The sequence below is a fragment of the Clostridium porci genome (genome assembly GCF_009696375.1).
Taxonomy (GTDB): domain Bacteria; phylum Bacillota; class Clostridia; order Lachnospirales; family Lachnospiraceae; genus Enterocloster; species Enterocloster porci.
In genome coordinates, this window is the sequence record NZ_VUMD01000005.1 from 223,377 (window position 1) to 246,609 (window position 23,233).

Consider the following 23,233-nt stretch of genomic DNA (forward strand, 5'->3'; position numbering starts at 1 on the left):
CATTTGCCTCTCCACAACGTTCCTTAATCGTTCCATAAGGAATTTTTCGGATAGGAGGTAGAAAAATTTATATATGGAGAAAGGAGTGCTGCATTACTATGCAGCACTCCCTTGTTTTGCGGCAGACTTATTGACATGTTTTTAATTCAGAAAGCATTAATTCTCCCCAACTATAATTGAGCATATACACTCCATTAAATAAATGGGCATACTCTGGCTTCCCGGACAGATAATTATACAAATCACAATGCGCCATGCCGGTATTGAGCCGTCTCAACCCCTTTTTGGACTCGATTAAATCCTCAAGGTTATACTCGCTAAGGGCATTTCGTAAAAGCATAATGACTTTACGGCACCGAGCCAGCGTAACCTTATTCACTGGTTCATTTTCCCACAGGCAGGAGATGATGTCTCCAGGAGACACAAAGCCGCCGCGCCGATCCACCAACAGAGCGAGCAGCTCTTTGGCCTTTACATTTTGAATAGGTATCGCCTCTCCGTTGAGGAAAACCTCAAAATAGCCGAAGGTGCGAATGTATACCCCTGTATTTGGTGAAATAGCTTCATCAATCGGGGTAATCATTGTGCTGCCGTCTATCTTTTGCATACTGTTGTTGTATATTACATATTTGTTGCGTCCAGTCAGCTTTGCATGGTACAGAGCAATATCCGCTTTTTCATACAGAGTTTCAAAATTGTTTCCGTCACAAGGACAGAATGCGACACCAGCGCTGATAGAAACCTTAATTCCTGTTTTCAGTTCTCTGTATACGGCGGCAAGGATGATTCTCAGCCGCTCTTTAGCGGCGTCGAGATCGGAAAAATCATTGACATAGATAACAAATTCATCTCCCCCGATGCGGGCAACAAGATCTTCAGGAGCAATGACCAGCTTGAGTGTCTGGGCAATATCTTTTAGAACACTGTCTCCGTAAGCATGGCCAAGAATATCATTTACCCGGCCAAAGCCATCTACATCCAGCATCACGATTGCCCAGCTCATTTCTCTGATAGAAGCCTCAGGCCGGTTCATCACTCGTTCCATCAGGGCCGCGCGGTTGGAAATTCCGGTAACTTCATCAATTCTTGCCATTTCTACCAGCTTGAGCTCTGTCTGCTTTTCTGCCTGAATGTCCCGGCAGGAAATCCAGATGTTCATAAAAGAAGTAAGCGGGTCTTTTAAAATCTGATAAAGTACACGTATCCAGACGGGTTCTCCTCCAAAGGTTATCATAAATTCGTTTACTTCATAATTGATTCCTTTCTCAAACCGTTCCAGGAGATTGTCAAGAAGAAAACAGCTTCGGAACCGGTTTCTGTATTTAGGAAGGACGTCCTGGCTCATCCGTTCAAAGGCCTCTGTGTAGGATTTGGTAAATGCGTCTGCATAACAGCTGGGAATTGCTCCATGGCTTCGTTCGAAGGTATCCAATGTTAAATTATATTCCAGATTAATAACAATTTTTCGGGTTCCGACCTTCATATAATCAAAGAAGCGCCGGGATGCAAGTTCGTTTTCGTGTATAGTTGTGATATTTTCGCAAAAAATTATAGAGTACACAGGCAGATAGTTAATATCAAAGACGGTTGTATAGGCGCAGTGATACCATTGCCACAGGCCCTGGGCGCTCAGCACTCTAATATTCATTTCCCCTTTGGGAATTCCACGGCTCATCTGGTCTAACAGGACATGCATTTTTTTCATGCTTTCTGAGGAGATCATGTTCGATTCCATAAGTCTATTTAGAGTCAGCGGGCCAGGTAATTTTGAAAAAAATTCTTTGGAAGAGCTTCCAACCGGTATAAACCGATCTTCTTTAAAATCGTACTTTGCAATGATCTTATTGGTACTCCCAACAACAATTTGAAACAGTTGAACCGCTTCTTTTAATACAGACATGCAGTCTAAAGGATTTTCTTTCGTATTCCGGGAAGCCTGGAGGCCTCCCAGCATACTGCTCATAATGGTCTCCAGTTCTTCACGTAAGACGGCAAATGCTTTTTCTTCGTCTTGCTGCTGCTTAACAGATTGGGAAATGTTGATACAAAAGCAGGTTGCAAATTCTTTATTATAATCGACAGAAAGAGAGGCGACGATTTCAAACCATAGAAATTCACCGCTTTTGCTGCGCAGCCGGCATGTGCAGCTGTTTTTATGGCGGAGCTTTCTTAAGGATGTGAGATAGCTCTGGAAAAAATTTACATCTTCCGGGTGAATACAGGAAAGGAATGAGCCTCCTGTAGAGCAGGTTAAATCATGCCAGCTCTCATACCCCAATTCAGAAATAAGGTAATCGTTGAGAAATAGTGCCTGGCAGGCTTCATCAAGAATCATATGCAGGATACCCATGGATATGGATAGTTCGTTCAGTCGGGGCAGACGGGCCGTTGTCTCATCCAAGGGAGGAGCTGCTGCAGTGTCATTTATGATTGGCCTATTCATCGGTAATCCTCCTTTATGCCCGGTAGTTCTTAAGTATCCAGCTATAGCTGGGGCACACAGAACAGGCGCTTGTCTGGAAGATGCGTTCCTCAAACCGGCTTTATGCGTTCCTGGCCCTGGCTTTATTATACCCGAAATACCGTGTAAATACCATACTATTTTCTTAATATTTCCGAGGAGGCTCTGGTAGCTGGAAGCTTCGGCAAAGGACTGATTGGATAGGCTTTTATGTATGCAAAATTGAGCGCAGATCGCTTGGGGAAAACAGAATTAGCTCACAAAGAATCTGAAGGAATTTCTAACAATCAGCAGGAACAAAGCCGCTATTTTTGATATAACCTTGCCCCATCTCCCGTGAATGTATTCTTAGCTTATCACAGCACAGGAAAAGGTCATGGATATTAATCTTAGGTCTGGCGCCTATGCTGCGTACTGTCTGTGCTTCCAAAATGCAGATATTTATTTATGTTTCTTGCCGTCCTTTCCTTTTTTGCTTTCCTTGGCAGCTTTTTTATTATTTTTCTTGGATTTGGAGGCTTTCTTGGACTTGCTGTCTTTGGAGGAGACATTTTTTTTCTGCTTGGAAGGAGCCTCGTCTGATCCCTTAGAGAGCTTTTTGCCGGGAAGCTCCTCTGCCTCGGTAAGGCCCTCAGGGATGTATTCGAGGATGTCACTGATGCCGCATCCCAGAATGGAGCACAGAGTGTCCAGGGTGTGGGTAGAGACATGCATGTTCTTTTTCAGACGTCCAATCTGGCCGGCGCTGAAGTTGTATTTCTTAATTAAACGGTATTGGGTCAGGCCCTTGGCTGCCATCGTAGCCCATAGGCGGTCGTAGCGGATCATGAGCGGTTTCCTCCTTTGTTATAAGTGTCCTCATTATCAATAACTGGATTATAGCATGAGAGGCTTGGAAATACAAGAAAGAATGGGAACAATGGGAATAAAAGAAACCATTCCAGGGAATAGTAAAATAGAATATGAATTGAAATCTCAAGGAGGAGCTGCTATGATAGATTTTAAGACAAGCGAGACAGCAAAAAATTTGATGCGTGCCTTTGCGGGAGAAAGCCAGGCAAGGAACCGCTATACCTTTGCGGCAGGGCTGGCACACAAGCAGAAAATGCCTGCCCTGGAGCAGATTTTCAAGTATACGGCTGATCAGGAGAAGGAGCATGCTGAGATATTCTATGATTTTTTAAAATCCCTGGATAAGGAAACCATATTCATAGACGGAGGTTATCCGGTGGACTTGGAGGAAAATACGCTGGCGCAGTTAAGGGCTGCTGCCCACAACGAGTATGAGGAGGCTGATGTGGTGTATCAATCCTTCGGGGATGTAGCAGAGAAGGAAGGCTTCCCTAAAATAGCGGCGGCTTTTCGTATGATCGCAGAGATTGAAAAGACCCATGGAAACCGCTTTAAGCATCTGGCAGATTTGCTGGGGGACGGAAAGCTTTATGCCCGTGAGCAGAAAACGGTCTGGATTTGCACAAACTGCGGTTATATATATGAAGGGAAGTCTGCTCCTCAGTTTTGTCCTGTATGCCATCATGACCAGGGAAATTTTGCAAGTTCTGAGCTGGCTCCCTGGCACTTGAAAGCGCAGTAAGGGCATTAGGGTTTATACAGGACCGTATGCCTAAAGAACTGGAAGCGCCGGACTGATTTACAAAAGCTCAGGCACATGGTACAATGTTTAGGCAGGAGATAGACCATGTGCGTCCTCCGAACGGATGCCGTGGACAGAGGATACGGTATGGCCGGCAGGATGCGAAGGAGACAGATGGCGTGGGTAAAAAAGTGAAGGCAGTTATCTTTGACCAGGATGGTCTGATGTTTGATACGGAGCGTTTGGCCCTGGAGGGCTGGAAAGCAGCGGGAGAGCCATACGGAATAAGGCCAGATGCGGCATTTTTAAGGGAGCTTAGAGGTAAGAAGGCAGACAGGGTGAGAGCCGCGTTTGAGGAGCGCTTTGGGCCTGTGGATCAGTTTCCGGGCTTTTTTGAGAAGAAAAGGCAGTATTCCTATGACTGGATTTCCAGAAACGGGGTGCCTGTAAAGCCGGGGCTTAAGGAGCTTTTGGTTTACCTGAAGGCCCATGGCTGCAAGCTGGCAGTCGCAACTGCCAGCAGCCGCCAGTGGACGCAGGGAAATGTAAAGGGAGCCGGAGTTGATGGGTATTTTGACGCCTATGCATATGGAGATATGGTGGAGGAGGCAAAGCCAAACCCGGCTATCTTTTGTCTGGCCGCTGGTATGCTGGATACGGAGCCAAGGGCCTGTATGGTGCTGGAGGACAGCTTTAATGGAATCCGGGCAGCCTATAAGGGAGGATTTATTCCTGTTATGATCCCTGATCAGGATGAGCCTACCCAGGAGATTCAGGAGCTTCTCACAGCCAGCTGCAAAAGCCTTTTGGATGTAATCCAGCTGTTTGAGGGCGGAAGCCTGGAATTTGCGCAGGAAAGCAGATGAGGAATATAAAACATATGTGGAAGGAAGCGGTTATATTAACGGCAGCGGCAGGATGCGCCTGTTTGGCCCGCTCTGAATATGAGAGAAAGCATTTCTCAGTGGAGTCGGTTCAGATGGCTTCTGGGAAGCTGATTCAGGACAGATGCCTGGTTTTTTTGTCGGATTTACATAATAATGAATTTGGGTCTGAAAATGGTAAGCTGGTGGAGACAATCTTCCGGCTTAAGCCAGATGCGGTTCTGGTAGGCGGGGACATGATTGTGACAAAGGGAAAGGGACAGGGAGATACAAGAGTTGCCCTGTCCCTTATGAAAGCGCTTTCCTCCCGGATTCCCGTTTTTTATGGAAATGGAAATCATGAGAATCGTATGGTCTGGCAGCGCCATGTATATGGAACCCAGTATGAGGAGTTTAAAGCTGCCCTGGAGGCTATGGGTATTGTATGCCTAGAGAATGAAACAGCGGCTTTGGGAGAGGATATCCTGATAACTGGCGTAGATTTAGAGCCCCGTTTCTACAGAAAGGCTTTTTTTCAGAAAGCGCCGGCTATGGAGGAGGATTATCTGTACAAGAAGCTGGGAAGAACAGACAGGAGAAAGTTTCATATTCTTCTGGCACATTCTCCCCTGTATTTTAAGAATTATGCTGCTTGGGGTGCCGATCTGACGTTGTCCGGACATTTTCACGGAGGGACGGTTCGGCTTCCTGTGCTGGGAGGAGTTATGACTCCTCAATACCAGTTTTTTCTGCCCTGGTGTGCCGGGGACTTTCAAATGAAGGGCAGCCGGATGATTGTCAGCAGAGGACTGGGAACCCATTCCATTAACATACGGTTCAACAATAAGCCTCAGCTTGTGGTAATACAGCTTAAAAAGAAGTAGAAATAGGCAGAAAACTGTGATAAGATGAAAGGCAATGCAGATTGCCTCTTGCAGAAGTAAAGGCAGAGGCCTAGCCTGGGATGGAATATAAAGTACTCCAGGCATGCTATGATCGGTGGAACTATGGAACGGATTTCTTACAAGCTGGAGCATTTTGAAGGACCCTTGGATCTTCTGCTCCATCTGATTGACAAAAACAAAATAAATATATATGACATCCCAATCGTGGAAATCACAGCTCAATATCTGGAGTATGTTCGGAATATGGAACGGGAGGACTTGAATCTGGTCAGTGAATTTCTGGTTATGGCTGCCACGCTTCTGGATATTAAGGCCAAAATGCTCCTTCCTAGGGAAGTGGATGAGGAAGGGGAGGAGATTGACCCAAGAGCGGAGCTGGTGAGGCGGCTTCTGGAATATAAGAAGTTCAAGCTGATGGGAGAGGAGCTGGCAGAACGTGAGGACGGAGCCATCAAGCATCTCTATAAGCCGTCCACACTGCCTCCGGAGGTGGCAGGCTATGTGCCTCCGGTGGATTTGGACAGCCTGTTGGACGGTCTGACTTTGGCTAAGCTTCAGCGGATTTTTGAGCAGGTGATGAAGCGTAAGGAAGATAAAATTGACCCGATCCGGAGCAATTTTGGAACCATTAAGCGGGAGCCTGTAAGTTTGGAGCAGAGAATTGGAACCGTCATGCTCTATGCCAGACAAAGGCGGAAATTCAGCTTTCGCCAGCTTCTGGAGGGGCAGGCCGACAGGCTGGAAGTAGTGGTTACGTTTTTGGCCGTGCTGGAGCTTATGAAGATAGGTAAAATCCGCCTTAGCCAGGAGGAAATCTTTGGGGATATGGATATAGAGACTCTGGAGCCGGAGGGACAGGAGGAAGCCCTGGATCTGGAAGGGCTGGAGGATTTTGAAGGGTAGTGATAACAGGATATGAGTGTGAAGGAACAAGTAAAAGAGCTGGAGGAAGGTACAGACAGCAAAGCATTGGCAGCGGTAAAGGATAGGGAAAACGGCGGAAGGAAACAGGAGACAGCCCTGCAGATTGAGCTTACCTTTCCTCCTACGGAGGATGAGAGGGAGCAGGAGGCCATTATCGAGGCGGTTCTCTTTACTATGGGCCATTCCGTTGAGCTGCGGCAGCTGGCTGTTTCCATAGGCCAAAGCCAAGAGGTAGCGAAAAAGGCAGTGGAGCGTCTTATGAAACGGTACAGGACATATGGGGGAGGTATGGAGATTACCCAGCTTGAGGAATGTTACCAGATGTGCACCAGGGCTGAGTATTATGAAAATTTAATCCGGGTGGCAGCTACGCCTAAAAAGCAGATGCTTACGGAAGTGGCGCTGGAGACACTATCCATTATCGCCTATAAGCAGCCTGTGACTAAGCTGGAGATAGAGAAAATCCGCGGCGTGAAATCGGATCACGCAGTAAACCGTCTGGTGGAATATAATCTGGTGTATGAGGTGGGCCGTCTGGACGCGCCTGGCCGGCCGGCCCTTTTTGCAACTACAGAAGAATTTTTGCGCAGGTTCGGAGTAGGCTCTGTAGGAGAACTGCCGGATATAAAACCGGAGCAGGAAGAGGAGATTAAATCTCAGGTGGAGAAAGAACTACAGTTGAAGCTGGAGGAGCTGCAGGCAGAAGGAAAGGGAGAGAGTGGGGCTCCAAACCCTGATAAGGGAGGGACAGAGCTGGATCTGGCCGATGCAGAAGCGGCAGCTTCTCTCCAGACAGATTGATTCCCAAACATGGCTAAGGGGAATATACTAAAATAAAAAGAATAAGATAGAACCATGCTTGGAAGCTTAGTTTTAGTATTAGCCCTGTGTACGGACGCTTTTGTAGCAAGCCTGGCTTACGGCGCCAACCGGGTTTTTGTGACCTGGGGAAAGGTGCTGCTGTTAAACGGTATTTGCAGCGGATGTCTGGCTTTGACATTAGGAGTGGGAAGCATAATACGGGCTCTGGCGCCTGCGGAGCTGACCAGGATCGTATGTTTTGTGAGTTTATTTCTTCTGGGGTTTGTAAAACTTCTGGATTATGGTATGAAAGCATATATTAACCGTCACTGCAGGCTGCGAAGAAATCTCAGCTTTTCTCTTTCCGGTCTGAAGGTGATTATCAGTATTTACGCAGACCCTATGGCTGCTGATGCGGACGGTTCCCAGTCATTGGGGTGGAGGGAGACGATATTTCTGGCTCTGGCTATGTCCATCGACAGTCTGGCAGCGGGAACGATGGCTGCATTTCTGGAAATCCCATTCGCAGCTACCCTTATACTGTCCTTTGCTGTGGGTGTTTGCATGATGTATGCAGGCTTATGGATAGGGCGAAAGGCAGCAGACAGGTTGAGCTGTGATTTGTCTTGGATCAGCGGTGCGCTGCTGATGGCTCTGGCTTTGATGAAGGCTGTGAATGGAAACTGGTGAAGGAACATAAAAAGCCGTTGGGGAGATGCTCCCCAGCGGCTTTGCTCAGTCTGTTATATTATGTTTGATCCGCCGGGCCTTTGGCCGATAGTCCTTCCATATAAGCCTCAGCCCTAAGCTTGCTGGTCTGATCCAGATGGTCATATAGCTCCAGCATGCGGCGCTGTTGGGGATTCAGCGTTATCTGCTCGCCGTCGGTGCTGTAAAACTGAGCCATTGTAATCCCCATAACCTCACAAATGCGCCGTATGGTAGGGATACTGGGGACGGTCGTGCGCCGGAACAGATTGCCTATGTTGTTTGGGGAAGTGTCCATCTCCCTGGCAAGGCGGTAGTGGCTCCAGCCCCGTTCCCTGCATAGCTCTTCAATGCGTTCCAACTCATAGCTCATAGTTTCACCACCTATCCGAGTTTTCGATACCTTCTGTATTATTGTATCCCAGAGGCAGAAAAAACATTAGGCTGAAAAACAATGTTGCAAGTATGCACTAAAAGATGAATATCCATATACACAATAGCTAACCTATATGAGGTGGAGCTGACATTTGGCTCAATTATCAAAGCCTAACAGCTGATTTGGCGTAACATGAAAGAATTCGCAGAGAATTTTTAATTCGATGTCTGTGACCAGACGGATTCCTTTTTCTATCCGCAGAATTGTAAGCTCGCTGAAGTCGTATCCCAGAATTTGAAGCTTGGCGGCCATTGCCCTCTGAGAGAGCTGCTGCTTCTTGCGCAGCCGGTATATATCCTGACCGATAAGGTTTTTTCTTGGTTCTGAGTTGTATGAGATTTTCATAAATTCACCTCTGATGGTCTTATTATATTTCTAAAAATGAAGCTGCATTAATTGTAATGAAAGCAAGGGGTTCTAAGGTTTCTAATAATGAAAGAACGAAAAATAAAGTGGAAAAATCCATGGGATTGTGATAGACTGATTAGGATCTATAAAGCTGTTTTTCAAAAGGAGACAGACTGATGAGATAATAATAGTATGGCAATAAGCGGGAGAAAACTATGCAGAAAATCGCAAAATTCTATAAAGTGACGTTAAACCAGTTTACAAAGGACTGGATGGATACATTTCCTGACAGCAGCCGATCTGAGGCAGAAGAAATTTATGAGAGCATTAAAATTCCTGCAAGGGCTACGGCAGGCTCTGCAGGCTATGACTTTTTCACTCCGGTTTCATTTGTGTTAAAGCCAGGTGAATCGATTAAGATGCCTACGGGAATCCGGGCGGAGATGGCGGAGGGCTGGGTGCTTCAGATATTTCCCAGAAGCAGTCTGGGCTTTAAGTTCCGTCTGCAGATGAATAATACGGTAGGTATCATTGACAGTGATTATTTCTACTCTGATAATGAAGGTCATATGTTTATCAAGGTAATCAATGACACTAGGGAAGGCAAGGTAGTGGAACTGGCGGCAGGTACCGGCTTTGCTCAGGGAATTTTCGTCCCCTTTGGCATTACAACAGACGATGAGTGCACCAATTCACGCAACGGTGGATTTGGCAGCACAGATGCGAGGTAAGCAATGACTGGCAGTGGACAGAGAGGATACGATGGAGGACGCAGATTTTATGGGGGGAGGCCGGGAAGCGGCGGAGCGTACAGAGGAGCAGGTGGAAAGAGAAGCAGCGCCGGGCGCAGAAGGCGCAGAAAAAAGAGGGTGATAAAGGCTGTAATCGCCTGGGCTGTGTGTGTAGTGGCGTTGGTGGTTGTAGCGGCAGTGACCTTCCATCTGGCTGGTTATCTTACTACGTCTAAGATACGCCAGTACCGGGCCAGCGGTCTGGAGAAGCTGGAGAGGGGAAATTACAGCGAAGCCATTGAAGACCTTGATTTGGCTTTGGAAAAGGCAGGAAAACGGACGGGGTTTAAGGTGGACGTGCTAAGCTACCGGGCAGAGGCTGAATACAGGCTTCAGGATTATGATGCCGCTGTTTATTCCTATGAGCTGCTTTTGGAGATGGAACCAAGAGCGCCGGAGTACAGGTATCTTCAAAGTCTGTGCTATTCCCAAATGGGAAAAACGGATCAGGCCATAGATGCCTACCAAAAGGGCGTGTTGCTGGAAGCGAAGGGAGAACTTGCCCCAGGGAAGGAGCAGGCGCTGATGGCAGCAGGAGGCGCCTGTGTGGACAACCAAGAATATGATAAAGCGATGAAATTTTATAGTGAAGCAATAAAGGATGGTATGGGAGATGGGCAGATTTATAACCAGATGGGCCTTTGCCAGGTGGCTGAAGCAGATTACGAAGGTGCTCTTGATTCGTTTAACCAGGGGTACGAGATCTTAGTTACAGATTATAACCTGGGCTCCGGAGTCCTGCCCAGCCAGGCAGCCCAGGCTTTGAAGGAGGAGTCTGACGCGGATTACAGCCTTTTAAAGGAGCTGACGTATAACCGGGCCGTAGCCTACGAATACTTACATCAGTACGATAAGGCCCTGGCGCTGCTTGAGGAATATGTAAGCGTCTTTGGAAAGGATGAGGACGCGCAGCATGAGATAGGCTTTTTGCGTTCCAGGTAAAAGGAGGACACCCTTTTGCTGTAGGGGAAAGAGGCAGAATAGGATGGCTGATTTGATCGATTTAAGGGAATTAGAAGAACGGGTTATTTTAATTGCGGTAAGCACCAGAGATGGAGACGATACCTTGGCTTCTCTGGACGAGCTTTCCCAGCTGGCTTCCACAGCGGGGGCTGTGACAGTGGGCCGGGTGATACAGAGCAGAGAAAAGGTTCATCCCGGCACTTATCTGGGTAAGGGAAAGTTGGAAGAGGTTAGGAATTTGATATGGGAGCTGGATGCAACAGGGGTTATCTGCGATGATGAGCTTTCGCCGGCTCAGCTGAGAAATCTGGAGGATGCTCTGGAAACCAAGGTGATGGATCGCACCATGGTTATTCTGGATATTTTTGCCTCCAGAGCCAGCACCAGAGAGGGGAAGATTCAGGTGGAGCTGGCACAGCTTAGATACAGGGCTGTCCGGCTGGCGGGCATAGGAAATTCTCTTTCTCGGCTGGGCGGTGGGATTGGAACCAGAGGGCCAGGCGAAAAAAAGCTGGAGATGGATCGTCGTCTGATCCATCAGAGAATTTCACAGTTAAAGGGTGAACTGGAGGATGTAAAACGCCACAGGGAGCTTACCAGACAGCAGAGGGGGAAGGATTTTGCCCTTTCAGGGGCGATTGTGGGCTATACTAATGCAGGAAAGTCCACCCTTTTAAACCGTCTTACAGATGCTGGGATACTGGCAGAGGATAAGCTGTTTGCTACCCTAGATCCAACCACCAGAAGCTATATCATGGAGGATGGACAGCAGATTCTTCTGACGGATACCGTAGGATTTATCAGGAAGCTGCCCCATCATCTGATTGAGGCCTTTAAAAGTACGCTGGAGGAAGCCAGGTACAGTGATATTATACTTCATGTGGCAGACTGCTCGAATCCGCAAATGGATATGCAGATGCATGTGGTGAAGGAGACCTTAAAGGATCTGGGGATTGTGGATAAAACCATGATTACCGTATTTAATAAGGTAGATCGCATGGAGGATCCGGACAGGGCAGGAGAGGAGCATCTGATTCAACTGCCAAGAGATTTTGGGGCAGATTATCAAGTGCGGATATCTGCAAAGACCGGAGAGGGAATTGGAGCGCTTGAGAGGATTCTTCAAACCATTATTCGGAACCGGAGAGTTTACCTGAAAAAGATTTTCCCTTATACTCAGTCTGGACGCATCCAGACGATACGAAGGTACGGGCAGCTTCTTAAGGAAGAGTACCGGGAGGATGGGGTGGCTGTGGAGGCCTATGTGCCGGCAGAGCTGTTTGCCAGTCTGTACAAGGATTGACGGTATTGATAGAACTTGTAGTAGCAGAGAGGATAAAGCACAATATCTAGTTTATCATATAATATGATGCATAGATATTGTGTTTTCTTTTTCATCCTGCTATAATAATGAGGTAGCTCCTTTTTATATTCCCCGGTGAAAGCTATGGGTGAGGTAAGAGGGAGCCAGGCAGGTTCTTAGAGCTCTGCCGTGCAGGAAGCTATGATAATTTAGCGTGAAATGGGTTGAAAGGAGCAAGCGGTATGATTCAGGTAGTAAAAAGGGACGGGGAGAATGCGGAATTTAACCTTAACAAAATTACAGAGGCGATTAAGAAAGCATTCAAGGCTACAAAGAAGGATTACAATAATGAGATTCTGGAGCTTCTGTCCCTGAGAGTAACTGCGGATTTTCAGGGAAAGATGAAGGATGGCTGTATTTCCGTAGAGGAAATTCAGGACAGCGTAGAGCACGTATTAGAGCAGACTGGCTATACAGATGTGGCTAAGGCTTATATTTTATATAGAAAACAGAGAGAGAAAATCCGCAATATGAAAAACACTATCCTGGATTATAAAGATGTGGTGAACAGCTACGTTAAGGTGGAGGACTGGCGTGTTAAGGAGAATTCGACCGTTACCTATTCAGTAGGGGGGCTTATTCTAAGTAATTCCGGCGCGGTTACTGCCAATTACTGGCTCAGCGAGATTTACGACCAGGAGATTGCAGACGCCCACCGCAATGCGGACATACATATTCATGATCTTTCCATGCTCACCGGATATTGTGCAGGCTGGTCTTTAAAGCAGCTTTTGCTTGAAGGGCTGGGGGGTATCCCTGGAAAAATCACCTCCTCTCCAGCAAAGCATCTGTCCGTGCTCTGCAACCAGATGGTGAACTTTTTAGGAATTATGCAAAATGAGTGGGCGGGAGCTCAAGCATTTTCATCTTTTGACACCTATCTTGCCCCCTTTGTGAAGGCGGATCAGTTATCCTATCCTGAGGTTAAAAAGTGCATTGAATCTTTTATATACGGAGTGAATACTCCCAGCCGCTGGGGTACCCAGGCGCCATTTTCTAATATTACTCTGGACTGGACGGTTCCTGATGATATGGCGGAGCTGAATGCCATCGTAGGCGGAAAAGAGATGGATTTTAAGTATAAGGATTGCAAGACGGAAATGGATATGATCAACAAAGCCTTTATCGAGACGATGATCGAGGGTGATGCCAATGGAAGAGGCTTTCAGTATCCGATACCTACCTATTCGATTACAAGGGAGTTTGACTGGTCTGAGACAGAGAATAATAAATTGCTATTTGAGATGACTGCCAAATATGGCACACCTTATTTTTCTAATTTTATTAACAGCGATATGCAGCCCAGTGATGTGCGGAGCATGTGCTGCCGTCTCCGCCTGGATCTGCGTGAGCTGAGAAAAAAGACCGGAGGCTTTTTCGGTTCAGGGGAGAGCACCGGTTCGGTAGGTGTTGTCACCATCAATATGCCCAGGATCGCGTATCTGTCTAAGAATGAGACGGATTTTTATGAGAGGCTGGATCGGATGATGGACATTTCCGCCCGTTCCTTAAAGACTAAGCGGGAGGTTATCACAAAGCTTTTGGAGCAAGGCCTATATCCTTACACAAAGAGATACCTTGGAACCTTTGAGAACCATTTCTCCACTATAGGGCTGATCGGCATGAATGAGGCAGGATTGAATGCGAGATGGGTGAGAAAGGATATGACCCATAAGGAGTGCCAGAATTTCACAAGGGATGTGTTAAACCACATGCGGGAACGGTTGTCAGACTATCAGGAAGCGTATGGGGATTTGTATAATCTGGAGGCTACTCCTGCTGAGTCCACCACCTACCGTCTGGCAAAGCATGACAAGAAGGCCTACCCGGATATTATTACTGCCGGTGCCCAGGGGGATACTCCTTATTATACAAACAGCTCCCATCTGCCGGTGGATTACACAGAGGACGTCTTTGACGCCCTGGATATTCAGGACCCCCTTCAGACTTTATACACCTCAGGTACAGTCTTTCATGCGTTTTTGGGGGAAAAGCTGCCTGACTGGAGGTCTGCCGCCCATTTGGTGAGAACCATTGCTGAGAATTACAAGCTTCCCTACTATACACTGTCTCCTACCTATTCTATCTGCAGAAGCCATGGATACCTGACGGGCGAGCATTTTACCTGTCCGGTGTGCGGTGAGGCGGCTGAGGTTTACAGCCGGATTACGGGCTACTACCGTCCGGTGCAGAACTGGAACGAGGGCAAGACACAGGAGTATAAGAACCGCACGAATTATGATGTCGGGCATTCTGTGTTAAAGCATGGAACCTCTGAAATTAAGGCTCAGGGCTGCTGCAAACATGATACCTGGGTGGAGAGCAAGGCTTTGGAAGGCCAAAACAGCCAGAGAGAGGTGCAGAAAACGACTTCCTCTCCTCTGCTGTATCTCTTTACCACCAGAACCTGCCCTAACTGCAATTCGGCCAAGGAAGTTCTAAAAGGGTTGAATTATCAGGTGATTGATGCAGAGGAACAGCCGGAGCTGGCTGAACGGTTCGGCATTTTGCAGGCGCCTACTCTGGTCATTGTCAGGGACGGCATAGTTCAGAAATTCTCCAATGCTTCCAATATCCGCAGGTTTGTGGAGCAGGGGAGAGCAGAACAGATAAAGGGATAGGGACTAGGGCATGGATGTGTTATATTTGCTGATGGGCGGTATTTGCCTGGCTGAGGCGGCGGCGCTGTTTGCAGGCCGCGATTTCCTCATATTTACAGGTAATATTAAAAAGGATAATTATGATTTAGAGAAGGTGTACTCGGTTGAACGGTGTCTTTTTATAGTAGACGCTGTCTGCTGCCTTGGCATAGGAAGCGGATTCTTGACTGCCAGAACGAAATGGATATTGCTGGCGCTGATCGGGGCTACTCTCTTTGTCCATGGATATGTATTTAAAAGTAGAAAATTCCGTAAGAACCAGTGACAGTAAAAGAGGGCTGCTGCCCCAGAAGTTTTTGGGGCGGCAGCTTTTTCTGATTTTTAAAAAGGACGTTGCTGCTGCGGCTCCCTATTGCGTCCACTTCTGGGAACCCAGCAAATCAGGCTAATTCACGTCTGCTTTATCTAGAGCTGTGTTGATGGCTTTAAGAAGCGCACTGGAGGTGTAGCGGGACGCACTGGGATATGTAAGGTTTTCCGTTGATTGAGCGCTTATAATCTGGCTGGCTAGATCATCCAGTGTGGGCTGCATCAGCGGATACATCGTGGTGACGGCTTCGCTTAAGGGTACTAGTTCAATGGATCTGATCCGGTTTGCGTCCACCGTTACCTCCACGTTGACATTTTCATTGCCCAGAGTCAGGGCCGCGCTGTATACGCCCGGTACATAGCCGGCAGGCTTTCCGGAGGCGGCAGCAGCATCTTTCTTAGGACGAAACATGATAAAGCATAGAATGATTAGCAGGACGGCAAGACCCAGGAAGATCGCGGTGTAGATAATTTCTTTCATCCGCAAGACCACAATTTTGGTTTTAGAGCTCATTGTCAGGACCTCTAAGGTAGTTTGTTAAAGCTTATGTGAGAAGCGATGTAAATATGAGAGGTTTTCATCTGTCCTGCAGATCGGGCGGTATAAAAGGAGAGATAAAGGTGGCATTACAGTTCATACTTGGAGGAGCAGGCTCCGGGAAAACGAGATATCTTTATGATCAGGTGATAAAGGAGTCTATGGCTCATCCGGAGCTGTCCTATCTGGTGATAGCGCCGGAGCAATTTACTATGCAGACCCAGAAGGAGATCATACGTCTTCATCCAAGGCATGGGGTGATGAATATTGATATTCTCAGCTTTAAGAGGCTAGCCTATCGCGTCTTTGAGGATGTGGGAGTCAGGCTTCCCGTTATACTTGATGATATGGGCAAATCCATGGTTTTGCGGAAGGTAGCCGGAATGAAGAAGGGGCAGCTGGGGATGTTTAAGAGGCATCTGGAGCAGGCTGGATTTATTAGCCAGCTGAAATCCCAGATATCAGAGCTGTACCAGTACGGTATTACACCAGATATGCTGGGGAATGTGACACGGGAGGTAAAGGAGCCTTTGTTAAGTCAAAAGCTTCTGGATTTGGAGGTGATCTACAGGAGCTTTGGGGAATACATTCAGGAGCGCTACGTGACGGCAGAGGAGCTTTTGGATATTCTCTGCAGGGAGCTGCCAAGGTGGGAGAAATTAAAGGACAGCGTGATTCTTTTGGATGGGTTTACGGGGTTTACTCCGGTACAGTACAGACTGGTAGAGCTGTTTATGATATATGCCAGGGATGTGCTGTGCTCGGTGACAGTGGATACCAGGGTAAATCCCTATAGGGAAAGCGGAATCCAGCACCTTTTTTACATGAGCAAGCATACAGTCTGCAGACTGTCAGAGCTGGGAAGACGCCAAGGTGTTGAGAAAAAAGAGGATGTGGTCTGCGACAGCCGGCCTGCCTGGAGATTCAGGGAAAGCCCGGAGCTGGACTTTTTAGAGCAGAATCTGTACCGGTATGGAAGGGCTGTGTGGGAAAAACCGTCAGCCAGTGTGCAGGTTTACAAGGGAAGGAGGCCCTCTGAAGAGGCTGACTATGTATGCAGCCAGATTCAGAAAATGGTGCGGGAGGAAGGCCTGCGTTATCGAGACGCGGCTGTCATTACCGGAGACCTTTTGGTTTATGGACGGGAGCTGGCCCATGCCTTTGATCAGGCAGAGATTCCTTATTTTCTGGATGATAAAAAAAGTATTTTGGAAAATCCTTTGGTGGAGCTTATTAGAGCGGCCTTGGAGGCAGTGAGGGATATGTCTTATGAAGGCGTATTCCGGTATCTGAAAACCGGTTTGGTTTATGACCGGAAAGACAGGACAGATCAATGGGATAATATCAGGGCAAACACAGAGGGCTTTGGTGATTCTGATGTTTTGGGAGCGTCAGCGCACAAGGAGCCTGTTTTTGACGGCTCCAGGGAGCAGGTGGAGCAGATGACTAATCGGATGGAGAATTATATCAGAGCCTTGGGCATACGAGGGTGGAAAAACTGGGACTGCACCTGGGAGCGGCGGTGCAGGGGAAGTGAGAGGCTGAATCTGAAGGAGCTCAATGGATACCGTCAGTGGGTCATGGAGCCTTTAAGAACATTGAGAATGGCATTTAAGGCCGAGGGAGCAACGGTGGCTTCCGTGACAAAGGCGCTCAGAACGTACCTGGAGGAGCTGTCTCTTAAGGAAAAGATGGAAGATTATAAGGAATATTTTCTCCAACGTAAAGAGCCGGGGGACGAAAATCTGGCAAAGGAGTACGGTCAGGTGTATGATCGGGTGATGGAACTTTTTGAACGTTTGGAGGGGCTTTTGGGTGATGAAAAGACGGATATGAAGAACTATGCTCAGATTCTGGACGCAGGCTTTGAGGAAATTAAGGTGGGAGTGATCCCGGCTACTATCGACCAAGTCATGGTAGGAGATATTACAAGGAGCCGGCTGGAGGCAGTCAAGGTGCTGTTTTTTGTTGGCGTTAACGAGGGAATGGTGCCTCAGAGAAAGAGTAAAGGCAGCTTGCTCACAGACAGGGATCGGGCTGTTTTCAAGTCCATGAATCTGGAACTGGCTCCTACGGCCAAAGAGGACGGCTGCATTCAAAAGTTCTATCTGTATCTTATGATGGCAAAGCCCTCTCATCGTTTGATTCTTACCTATGCAGCCATGACCTGTGACGGAAAGAGCCAGAGGCCTTCCAGTCTTCTGGGAGAGATCCATAAGCTGTTCCCCCAGATGGAAACCTTGGATGAGACAAAGGTGGAGCGGCCAGTGAGAACGCTTAGAGACGGAGTGGAGCTGCTAATAAGAGAGCTTCACCATATGAGGGAGAGCAGAGAAAAGACAGATAAAGCCCGACCTAAGGCAGCTCTTTCCGAGCCGGCCTTTTTAGAGCTGTGTCGTTACTTCTTAAGCCATGAGTCCTGTAAGGAGAAGGGGAGAATGTTGGTGGAGGGGGCGTTTTATTCCTATGAAGAGAGGGGAATTGGCCGGGCTGCTGCCAGGGCCCTCTACGGGCAGAACCTTCAGGGCAGCGTGACTCGTCTGGAGCAGTTTGCCTCCTGCGCTTATGCACATTTTCTGAAATACGGGCTGGAGCTTTTGGAGCGGCAGGAATACGAGCTGGAGGCGGTGGACATGGGAAATTTGTTTCACCAGTCCATTGACAGGTGCTTCGCTGTGATGAAGGAGGAGGGCCGGGATTGGAGAGAGCTGAGTCAGGAAACCAGAAGAAAGTTGGTGAGGGACTGCGTTACTCAGGTAACAGAAGAATATGGCAACACTATTATGGGAAGCTCTGCCAGGAACAGCTATCTGTCAGGCCGTGTAGAGCGTATTACGGACAGAACCATATGGGCCCTTTCAGAGCAGGTGAAGAAGGGGGACTTTGTACCTGCGGAATTTGAACTATCCTTTTCTGCCATTGATAACCTGAAGGCCATGGGTATCCGGCTGTCGGAGGATGAGGCTTTGTGGCTTAAGGGACGTATTGATCGTCTGGATCTCTTCGAGGATGAAGGCCATGTGTATGTGAAGATTATTGACTATAAATCAGGAACCACCACCTTTGATATAGGGGCTCTCTACTATGGGCTTCAGCTTCAGCTGGTAGTGTATATGGATGCGGCTATGGAGATAGAAGCAAAGAAGCATCCTGAAAAGGAAGTGGTGCCTGCGGGAATATTCTATTATCATATTCAGGACCCGGTGGCAGAGGGTCAGGAAGGCATCACCCCTGAGGACATTGAGAAGCAGATATTAAAACGGCTCAGGATGAATGGATTGGTAAACAGTGGGTTGGATATTATCCACCATTTGGATCGGGAGATTGAGAGGGAATCGGATGTGATTCCTGTGGCTGTAAAGGATGGATATGTGCAGGAAAGCCGATCTTCTGTAGCAAGCACCAGGCAGTTTGAGGCTCTGCGGAAATTTGTGAAAAGGAAGCTGCGCAGCGCAGGACAGGAGATTCTAAAGGGGACGATGGGGACTAAGCCTTATAAGCAGGGAAACCAGACAGCCTGCGATTTCTGTCCTTACCATGCAGTATGCGGCTTTGATTCCAGAACAGCCGGCTATGGCTATCGCAGATTAAAGGGGATGAAGCCGGAGGAAATCTGGGCGGAGATCGATCAGGAAAGGGAAGATGAGACAGATGGCAGTGACATGGACTGAGCGGCAGCTTAAGGTGATTGAGAGCAGAAACAGAAATCTTTTGGTATCGGCAGCAGCTGGCAGCGGAAAGACGGCCGTACTGGTGGAACGTATCATTCGAATGATAAGCGAGGGAGATCATCCCCTGGATATTGACCAGTTGTTGATAATGACCTTCACCAATGCGGCTGCTGCGGAGATGCGTGAGCGAATTGGGGAGGCGGTGGAAGAAAAGCTTAAGGAGCACCCGGAGGATGAGCATCTGTGGCTTCAGACAGCCCTGATTCCCCAGGCTCAGATTACCACCATTGACAGCTTTTGCCTCAATCTTATACGGAGCCATTATAACGGCTTGGATATTGATCCGGCTTTTCGTATCGGCGATGAAGGTGAGCTGTCTCTCCTGCGCAATGATGTGATGGCAACGATGCTGGAGGCCTGTTATGAGTCAAATAAGCCGGAGTTTATCCGATTTGTGGAACAATTTGGCAGAGGAAAATCGGATCAGGGAATTGAGGATGTGATCGTTCAGCTATGGGAATTTTCCCAGAGCCATCCATGGCCTGGGGAGTGGCTTATGGAATGCCGCAGAGAGCTGGATAGGGAAGAACTGGGAGAACTGGATGGAACCCCCTGGATGAAATTCCTTTTGAAGGATGTAGAGGCTCAGATGGAGGAGCTGACGAGGCAGGTGGAGGAAGCCTTGGAGGTGTGCCGTGAGGAGAATGGTCCTCTGGCCTACGAGCCTATGCTGCTGAGTGATAAGGGAATGCTTGAAGCCATAAGGAGTGGGGCCAGATCGGGCTGCTTTCGTGCTTTGTATGACAGTTTTCAGGGGCTGGCCTTTGATAGGCTGGCGGCGATCCGCAGTAAGGAAGTGGAAGGGGAGAAGAAGGCCTATGTGAGCAGCTGCAGAGACCGGGTGAAAAAGACAGTGGGAAAATGCAGAGATCTGTACGGGCTCCAGAGCCCGGAGACGGCGGCTAAGAGCCTTAAGGGAGCCAGAGAGGTAATCGGGACGCTGCTGGACTTGGCGGAGCGGTTTCATGAAGCATATGGGGCAGCAAAGAGAGAGAGGAATGTACTGGATTTCAATGATTTGGAGCATTTGGCTTTGGAGGTGCTGCTGGAAGAAGAGAAAGAACCGGAAGGAGGGCTTTCCAGAAGGAGGCCTTCAGCAGTAGCTGATGAGCTTAGCCGTCAGTATGAGGAAATTCTGGTGGATGAGTATCAGGACAGCAACTATGTTCAGGAAGCCTTGATTACCAGCATTTCCAGGGAGAGGGCAGGGAGCCCTAATGTGTTTATGGTGGGGGATGTAAAGCAGAGCATCTACCGGTTCCGTCAGGCAAGGCCTGAGTTATTTATGGAAAAGTATGAGAATTACTCAAGGAAGGATAGCCTTTATCAGATGATAGAGCTTCAGCAGAACTTCCGCAGCAGGGATACAGTGCTTTCAGGGATCAATGATGTGTTTTACCAAATTATGACTAAGGGTCTGGGCGGCATTCGCTATACAGAGGAGACAGCCCTGTATCCAGGCGCATGCTTTAAGGAGGTAACTGGAGAGACTGTTTGTGGAATCGACCTTAAGAGGGAAGGAATTTCACTGGAGGCAGGCTCTCCTATGGAGCTGCTTGTGGCTGACACAGGAGGGGAGGCCTTAAGGCAGCTGGATGAGGAAGCGCTGGATTATACAGCCAGAGAGCTGGAGGCTAAAATGATAGCAGGGCGTATCCGGGAGCTGGTCAGTGAGGACAAGGGACTGCTGGTGTGGGACAAGGGACTGGGCAAGTACCGGAGAGCGCGGCTAGGGGATATGGTAATCCTCCTGCGCAGCATGTCAGGATGGTCTGAGGTCTTTGTAAATGTGCTGATGAATGAAGGAATTTCTGCAAGAGCACAGACGAGAACCGGGTACTTTAATACAGTTGAGGTAGAGACAATCTTAAGCCTTTTATCTGTGCTTGACAATCCTATGCAGGATATCCCCCTGACTGCAGTCTTACATTCGCCCATTGTGGGAATGAATGACGAGGAAATGGCCTGGATGATGGCAGTCTTTAAGCGCAGCGGAAGAAAGAGGCAGGACAGAGGTGTGTACGGGGCCTGGATGCTGTGGAAAGAGGCAGGTCAGGAATTGCCTGGCAAGTCTGAAATCCCGGCTGAGATAGCGGCTTCCATCATAGAGAAGCTTAAGAAGTGGGATAGGCTCTGGACAGCCCTTCGCATGGAGGCCCGGCGTCTGCCTATCCATGAGCTTTTGTATCTTATATACAGAGAGACGGGATTTTATGACTTCGCGGCGGCGATGCCGGCTGGTGAGACGCGGCGGGGTAACCTGGATATGCTGGTAGAAAAAGCGGTGGCCTATGAGGCCACCAGCTATAAGGGATTATTCCATTTTGTAAGGTATATTGAAAAGCTGAAGAAGTTTGATACGGACTTTGGAGAGGCCAGTGTGGCAGGAGATCAGGAGAATACGGTGCGGATTATGAGTATTCATAAGAGCAAGGGTCTGGAGTTTCCAGTGGTATTTCTGGCAGGACTTGGAAAGCGCATGAATAAGCAGGATGCTTATGGGCAAATTCTTATGGATGGGGAACTGGGAGTGGCGGCAGATTATCTGGATTCACAGCTACGGGTAAAAGTGGCCACTCTTAAAAAACAGGCTCTGAAGCGGCGTCTGGAGGTAGAGACGCTGGGGGAGGAGCTGAGAGTTCTTTATGTGGCTATGACCCGTGCTAAGGAGAAGCTGATTATGACGGCAACAGATAAATCTCTGGAGAAGAAGCTGGAGAAGTGGGGTACAGTTCCCCTGGTTGATGGCCAGATTCCCTGTACGATTCTCAATTCGGCAGGCTCCTGTCTGGATTGGCTTTTGATGGCAGCTTCGGCTATTCCTAAAGACCACATAAAGCTGTGCCAGATTCAGGTCAGGGATCTGATTGGGCAGGAGGTTTCTCGTCAGATGCTCAGGCAGATGACAAAGGAGGATTTGCTGAAGCTGGATGTGAAAAGGGTATATGATCAGAAATTTCACAGCGATTTAGAAAAGGCTTTCCAGTATGTCTACCGTTATCAGTGGGAAACGGGGCTTTATGCCATGGTATCTGTTTCGGAGCTTAAGAAGCAGAGCCAGATTGGGCTGGAGGAGGAAGCCCTTGGAACCGAGGCAGAACGCTTTGAAGGAGCTGGGCCGGAGGCGCTTTGGAAGCTGGGCCGTGAGGGGTACAAAGACGCGGATGCTAAAACGTCTGAAAGTCAGGAACCAAGCCGCGGTGCGCTAAGAGGCACAGCCTATCACGCAGCCTTGGAGAGGCTTTTTTTCCCGGATATTCACAGCCAGGAGGATACGATACAGGCTATTAGGCAGCTTTTGGAAGCAGGGTTTCTGGATCAGAAGGCTTATGAGCTTATAAATCCATCTGATATCTGGACCTTTTTATCGGGGCCTCTGGGAAGGAGGATGGCAAAGGCTCAGGCGGAAGGAAGATGCCGCAGGGAGCAGCAGTTTATTATGGGTGTTCCGGCCAGGGAGGTGGGAAAGGGAGATTCGGAGGAGCTGGTACTGATTCAGGGCATCATAGACGCTTACCTGGAGGAGCCGGAGGGCCTTGTACTGATTGATTACAAAACGGATCATGTTCCTGCTGGCCTACCTAGGGGAGCTAAGCTGCTGGCAGACCGGTATCGGATTCAGCTGGATTACTATGCCCGTGCTTTGACCCAGCTTACAGGGAAGAAGGTAAAGGAACGGATTATCTACTCTATGGCATTGCAGCAGAGCATAGAAGTGTAAGGGCTCTGCTTTAAGAGGCGTTTGCGCTTATGCTTAACTGTACAGCGGCAGGAAGAGATATGCCATAATTCATGGTGACGAGTTCAGTTGCCTTGAATAACCGATGAACAGGGTCAC

The 23,233-nt window shown here is 48.3% G+C and carries 18 protein-coding genes; 13 read left to right on the forward strand and 5 right to left on the reverse strand.

The genetic code is table 11. The annotated features are described in order from the left end of the window. Window positions 1-127: 127 nt before the first annotated feature. Window positions 128-2,443 (reverse strand): diguanylate cyclase domain-containing protein, encoded by a 2,316-nt coding sequence (locus FYJ39_RS07600; RefSeq protein ID WP_154471853.1) that lies wholly within the window; start codon window positions 2,441-2,443, stop codon window positions 128-130. A gap of 459 nt (window positions 2,444-2,902) precedes the next feature. Beyond that, window positions 2,903-3,289 (reverse strand): helix-turn-helix domain-containing protein, encoded by a 387-nt coding sequence (locus tag FYJ39_RS07605; protein ID WP_154471854.1) that lies wholly within the window; start codon window positions 3,287-3,289, stop codon window positions 2,903-2,905. A gap of 163 nt (window positions 3,290-3,452) precedes the next feature. Here FYJ39_RS07605 and rbr point away from each other — a divergent pair, with 163 nt between their 5' ends. The 6 genes from rbr (at window position 3,453) to FYJ39_RS07635 (ending at window position 8,238) form a co-directional block, all read left to right on the forward strand. After that, window positions 3,453-4,055, forward strand: coding sequence for a rubrerythrin (gene rbr / locus FYJ39_RS07610; RefSeq protein WP_154471855.1), 603 nt, complete (start codon window positions 3,453-3,455; stop codon window positions 4,053-4,055). 107 nt (window positions 4,056-4,162) lie between these two features. Beyond that, the gene (locus tag FYJ39_RS07615) at window positions 4,163-4,921 is read left to right on the forward strand and encodes an HAD family hydrolase (protein ID WP_288215602.1); all 759 of its coding nucleotides are present in this window, start codon (window positions 4,163-4,165) and stop codon (window positions 4,919-4,921) included. Then, window positions 4,918-5,802, forward strand: coding sequence for a metallophosphoesterase (locus FYJ39_RS07620; protein ID WP_353847302.1), 885 nt, complete (start codon window positions 4,918-4,920; stop codon window positions 5,800-5,802). The genes FYJ39_RS07615 and FYJ39_RS07620 overlap by 4 nt, the downstream gene beginning before the upstream one ends. A 123-nt stretch (window positions 5,803-5,925) precedes the next feature. Next, on the forward strand, window positions 5,926-6,726 hold the full coding sequence (locus FYJ39_RS07625; RefSeq protein WP_154471857.1) for a segregation and condensation protein A: 801 nt from the start codon (window positions 5,926-5,928) through the stop codon (window positions 6,724-6,726). 18 nt (window positions 6,727-6,744) lie between these two features. After that, a complete protein-coding gene (scpB, locus tag FYJ39_RS07630; RefSeq protein WP_353847304.1) occupies window positions 6,745-7,548 on the forward strand; it encodes an SMC-Scp complex subunit ScpB in 804 nt (267 codons plus the stop codon). A gap of 54 nt (window positions 7,549-7,602) precedes the next feature. Beyond that, window positions 7,603-8,238, forward strand: a complete 636-nt coding sequence (locus FYJ39_RS07635) for a manganese efflux pump (protein ID WP_154471859.1) — start codon at window positions 7,603-7,605, stop codon at window positions 8,236-8,238. 58 nt (window positions 8,239-8,296) lie between these two features. On the opposite strand, the gene FYJ39_RS07640 is transcribed toward FYJ39_RS07635, so the two are convergent. Together FYJ39_RS07640 and FYJ39_RS07645 are read right to left on the reverse strand one after the other, a co-directional pair. Further along, on the reverse strand, window positions 8,297-8,629 hold the full coding sequence (locus FYJ39_RS07640; protein WP_154471860.1) for a helix-turn-helix domain-containing protein: 333 nt from the start codon (window positions 8,627-8,629) through the stop codon (window positions 8,297-8,299). A 159-nt stretch (window positions 8,630-8,788) separates the two neighbouring features. After that, window positions 8,789-9,037, reverse strand: a complete 249-nt coding sequence (locus FYJ39_RS07645) for a helix-turn-helix domain-containing protein (protein ID WP_154471861.1) — start codon at window positions 9,035-9,037, stop codon at window positions 8,789-8,791. 218 nt (window positions 9,038-9,255) lie between these two features. Here FYJ39_RS07645 and FYJ39_RS07650 point away from each other — a divergent pair, with 218 nt between their 5' ends. The 5 genes from FYJ39_RS07650 (at window position 9,256) to FYJ39_RS07670 (ending at window position 15,082) form a co-directional block, all read left to right on the forward strand. Continuing rightward, a complete protein-coding gene (locus FYJ39_RS07650; RefSeq protein ID WP_154471862.1) occupies window positions 9,256-9,771 on the forward strand; it encodes a dCTP deaminase/dUTPase family protein in 516 nt (171 codons plus the stop codon). A 3-nt stretch (window positions 9,772-9,774) separates the two neighbouring features. Continuing rightward, complete coding sequence (locus FYJ39_RS07655; protein ID WP_154471863.1) at window positions 9,775-10,773, forward strand: tetratricopeptide repeat protein; 999 nt, start codon at window positions 9,775-9,777, stop codon at window positions 10,771-10,773. Between the two features lie 43 nt (window positions 10,774-10,816). Beyond that, entirely contained in the window at window positions 10,817-12,097 is a 1,281-nt protein-coding gene (gene hflX, locus FYJ39_RS07660; protein WP_154471864.1) for a GTPase HflX, read from the forward strand. Between the two features lie 242 nt (window positions 12,098-12,339). Further along, the gene (locus FYJ39_RS07665; RefSeq protein ID WP_154471865.1) at window positions 12,340-14,778 is read left to right on the forward strand and encodes a ribonucleoside triphosphate reductase; all 2,439 of its coding nucleotides are present in this window, start codon (window positions 12,340-12,342) and stop codon (window positions 14,776-14,778) included. 10 nt (window positions 14,779-14,788) lie between these two features. Further along, complete coding sequence (locus tag FYJ39_RS07670) at window positions 14,789-15,082, forward strand: hypothetical protein (RefSeq protein WP_154471866.1); 294 nt, start codon at window positions 14,789-14,791, stop codon at window positions 15,080-15,082. Window positions 15,083-15,202: 120 nt separating this feature from the next. Here the strand turns inward: FYJ39_RS07670 and FYJ39_RS07675 are convergent, their stop codons facing one another. Then, on the reverse strand, window positions 15,203-15,640 hold the full coding sequence (locus FYJ39_RS07675; protein ID WP_154471867.1) for an FMN-binding protein: 438 nt from the start codon (window positions 15,638-15,640) through the stop codon (window positions 15,203-15,205). Window positions 15,641-15,747: 107 nt separating this feature from the next. Between FYJ39_RS07675 and FYJ39_RS07680 the strand changes: the two genes are divergently transcribed. After that, complete coding sequence (locus FYJ39_RS07680; RefSeq protein WP_353954594.1) at window positions 15,748-19,335, forward strand: PD-(D/E)XK nuclease family protein; 3,588 nt, start codon at window positions 15,748-15,750, stop codon at window positions 19,333-19,335. Beyond that, entirely contained in the window at window positions 19,307-23,116 is a 3,810-nt protein-coding gene (addA, locus tag FYJ39_RS07685; protein WP_353847306.1) for a helicase-exonuclease AddAB subunit AddA, read from the forward strand. Before FYJ39_RS07680 ends, addA begins: the two co-directional genes overlap by 29 nt. Window positions 23,117-23,233 lie beyond the last annotated feature (117 nt).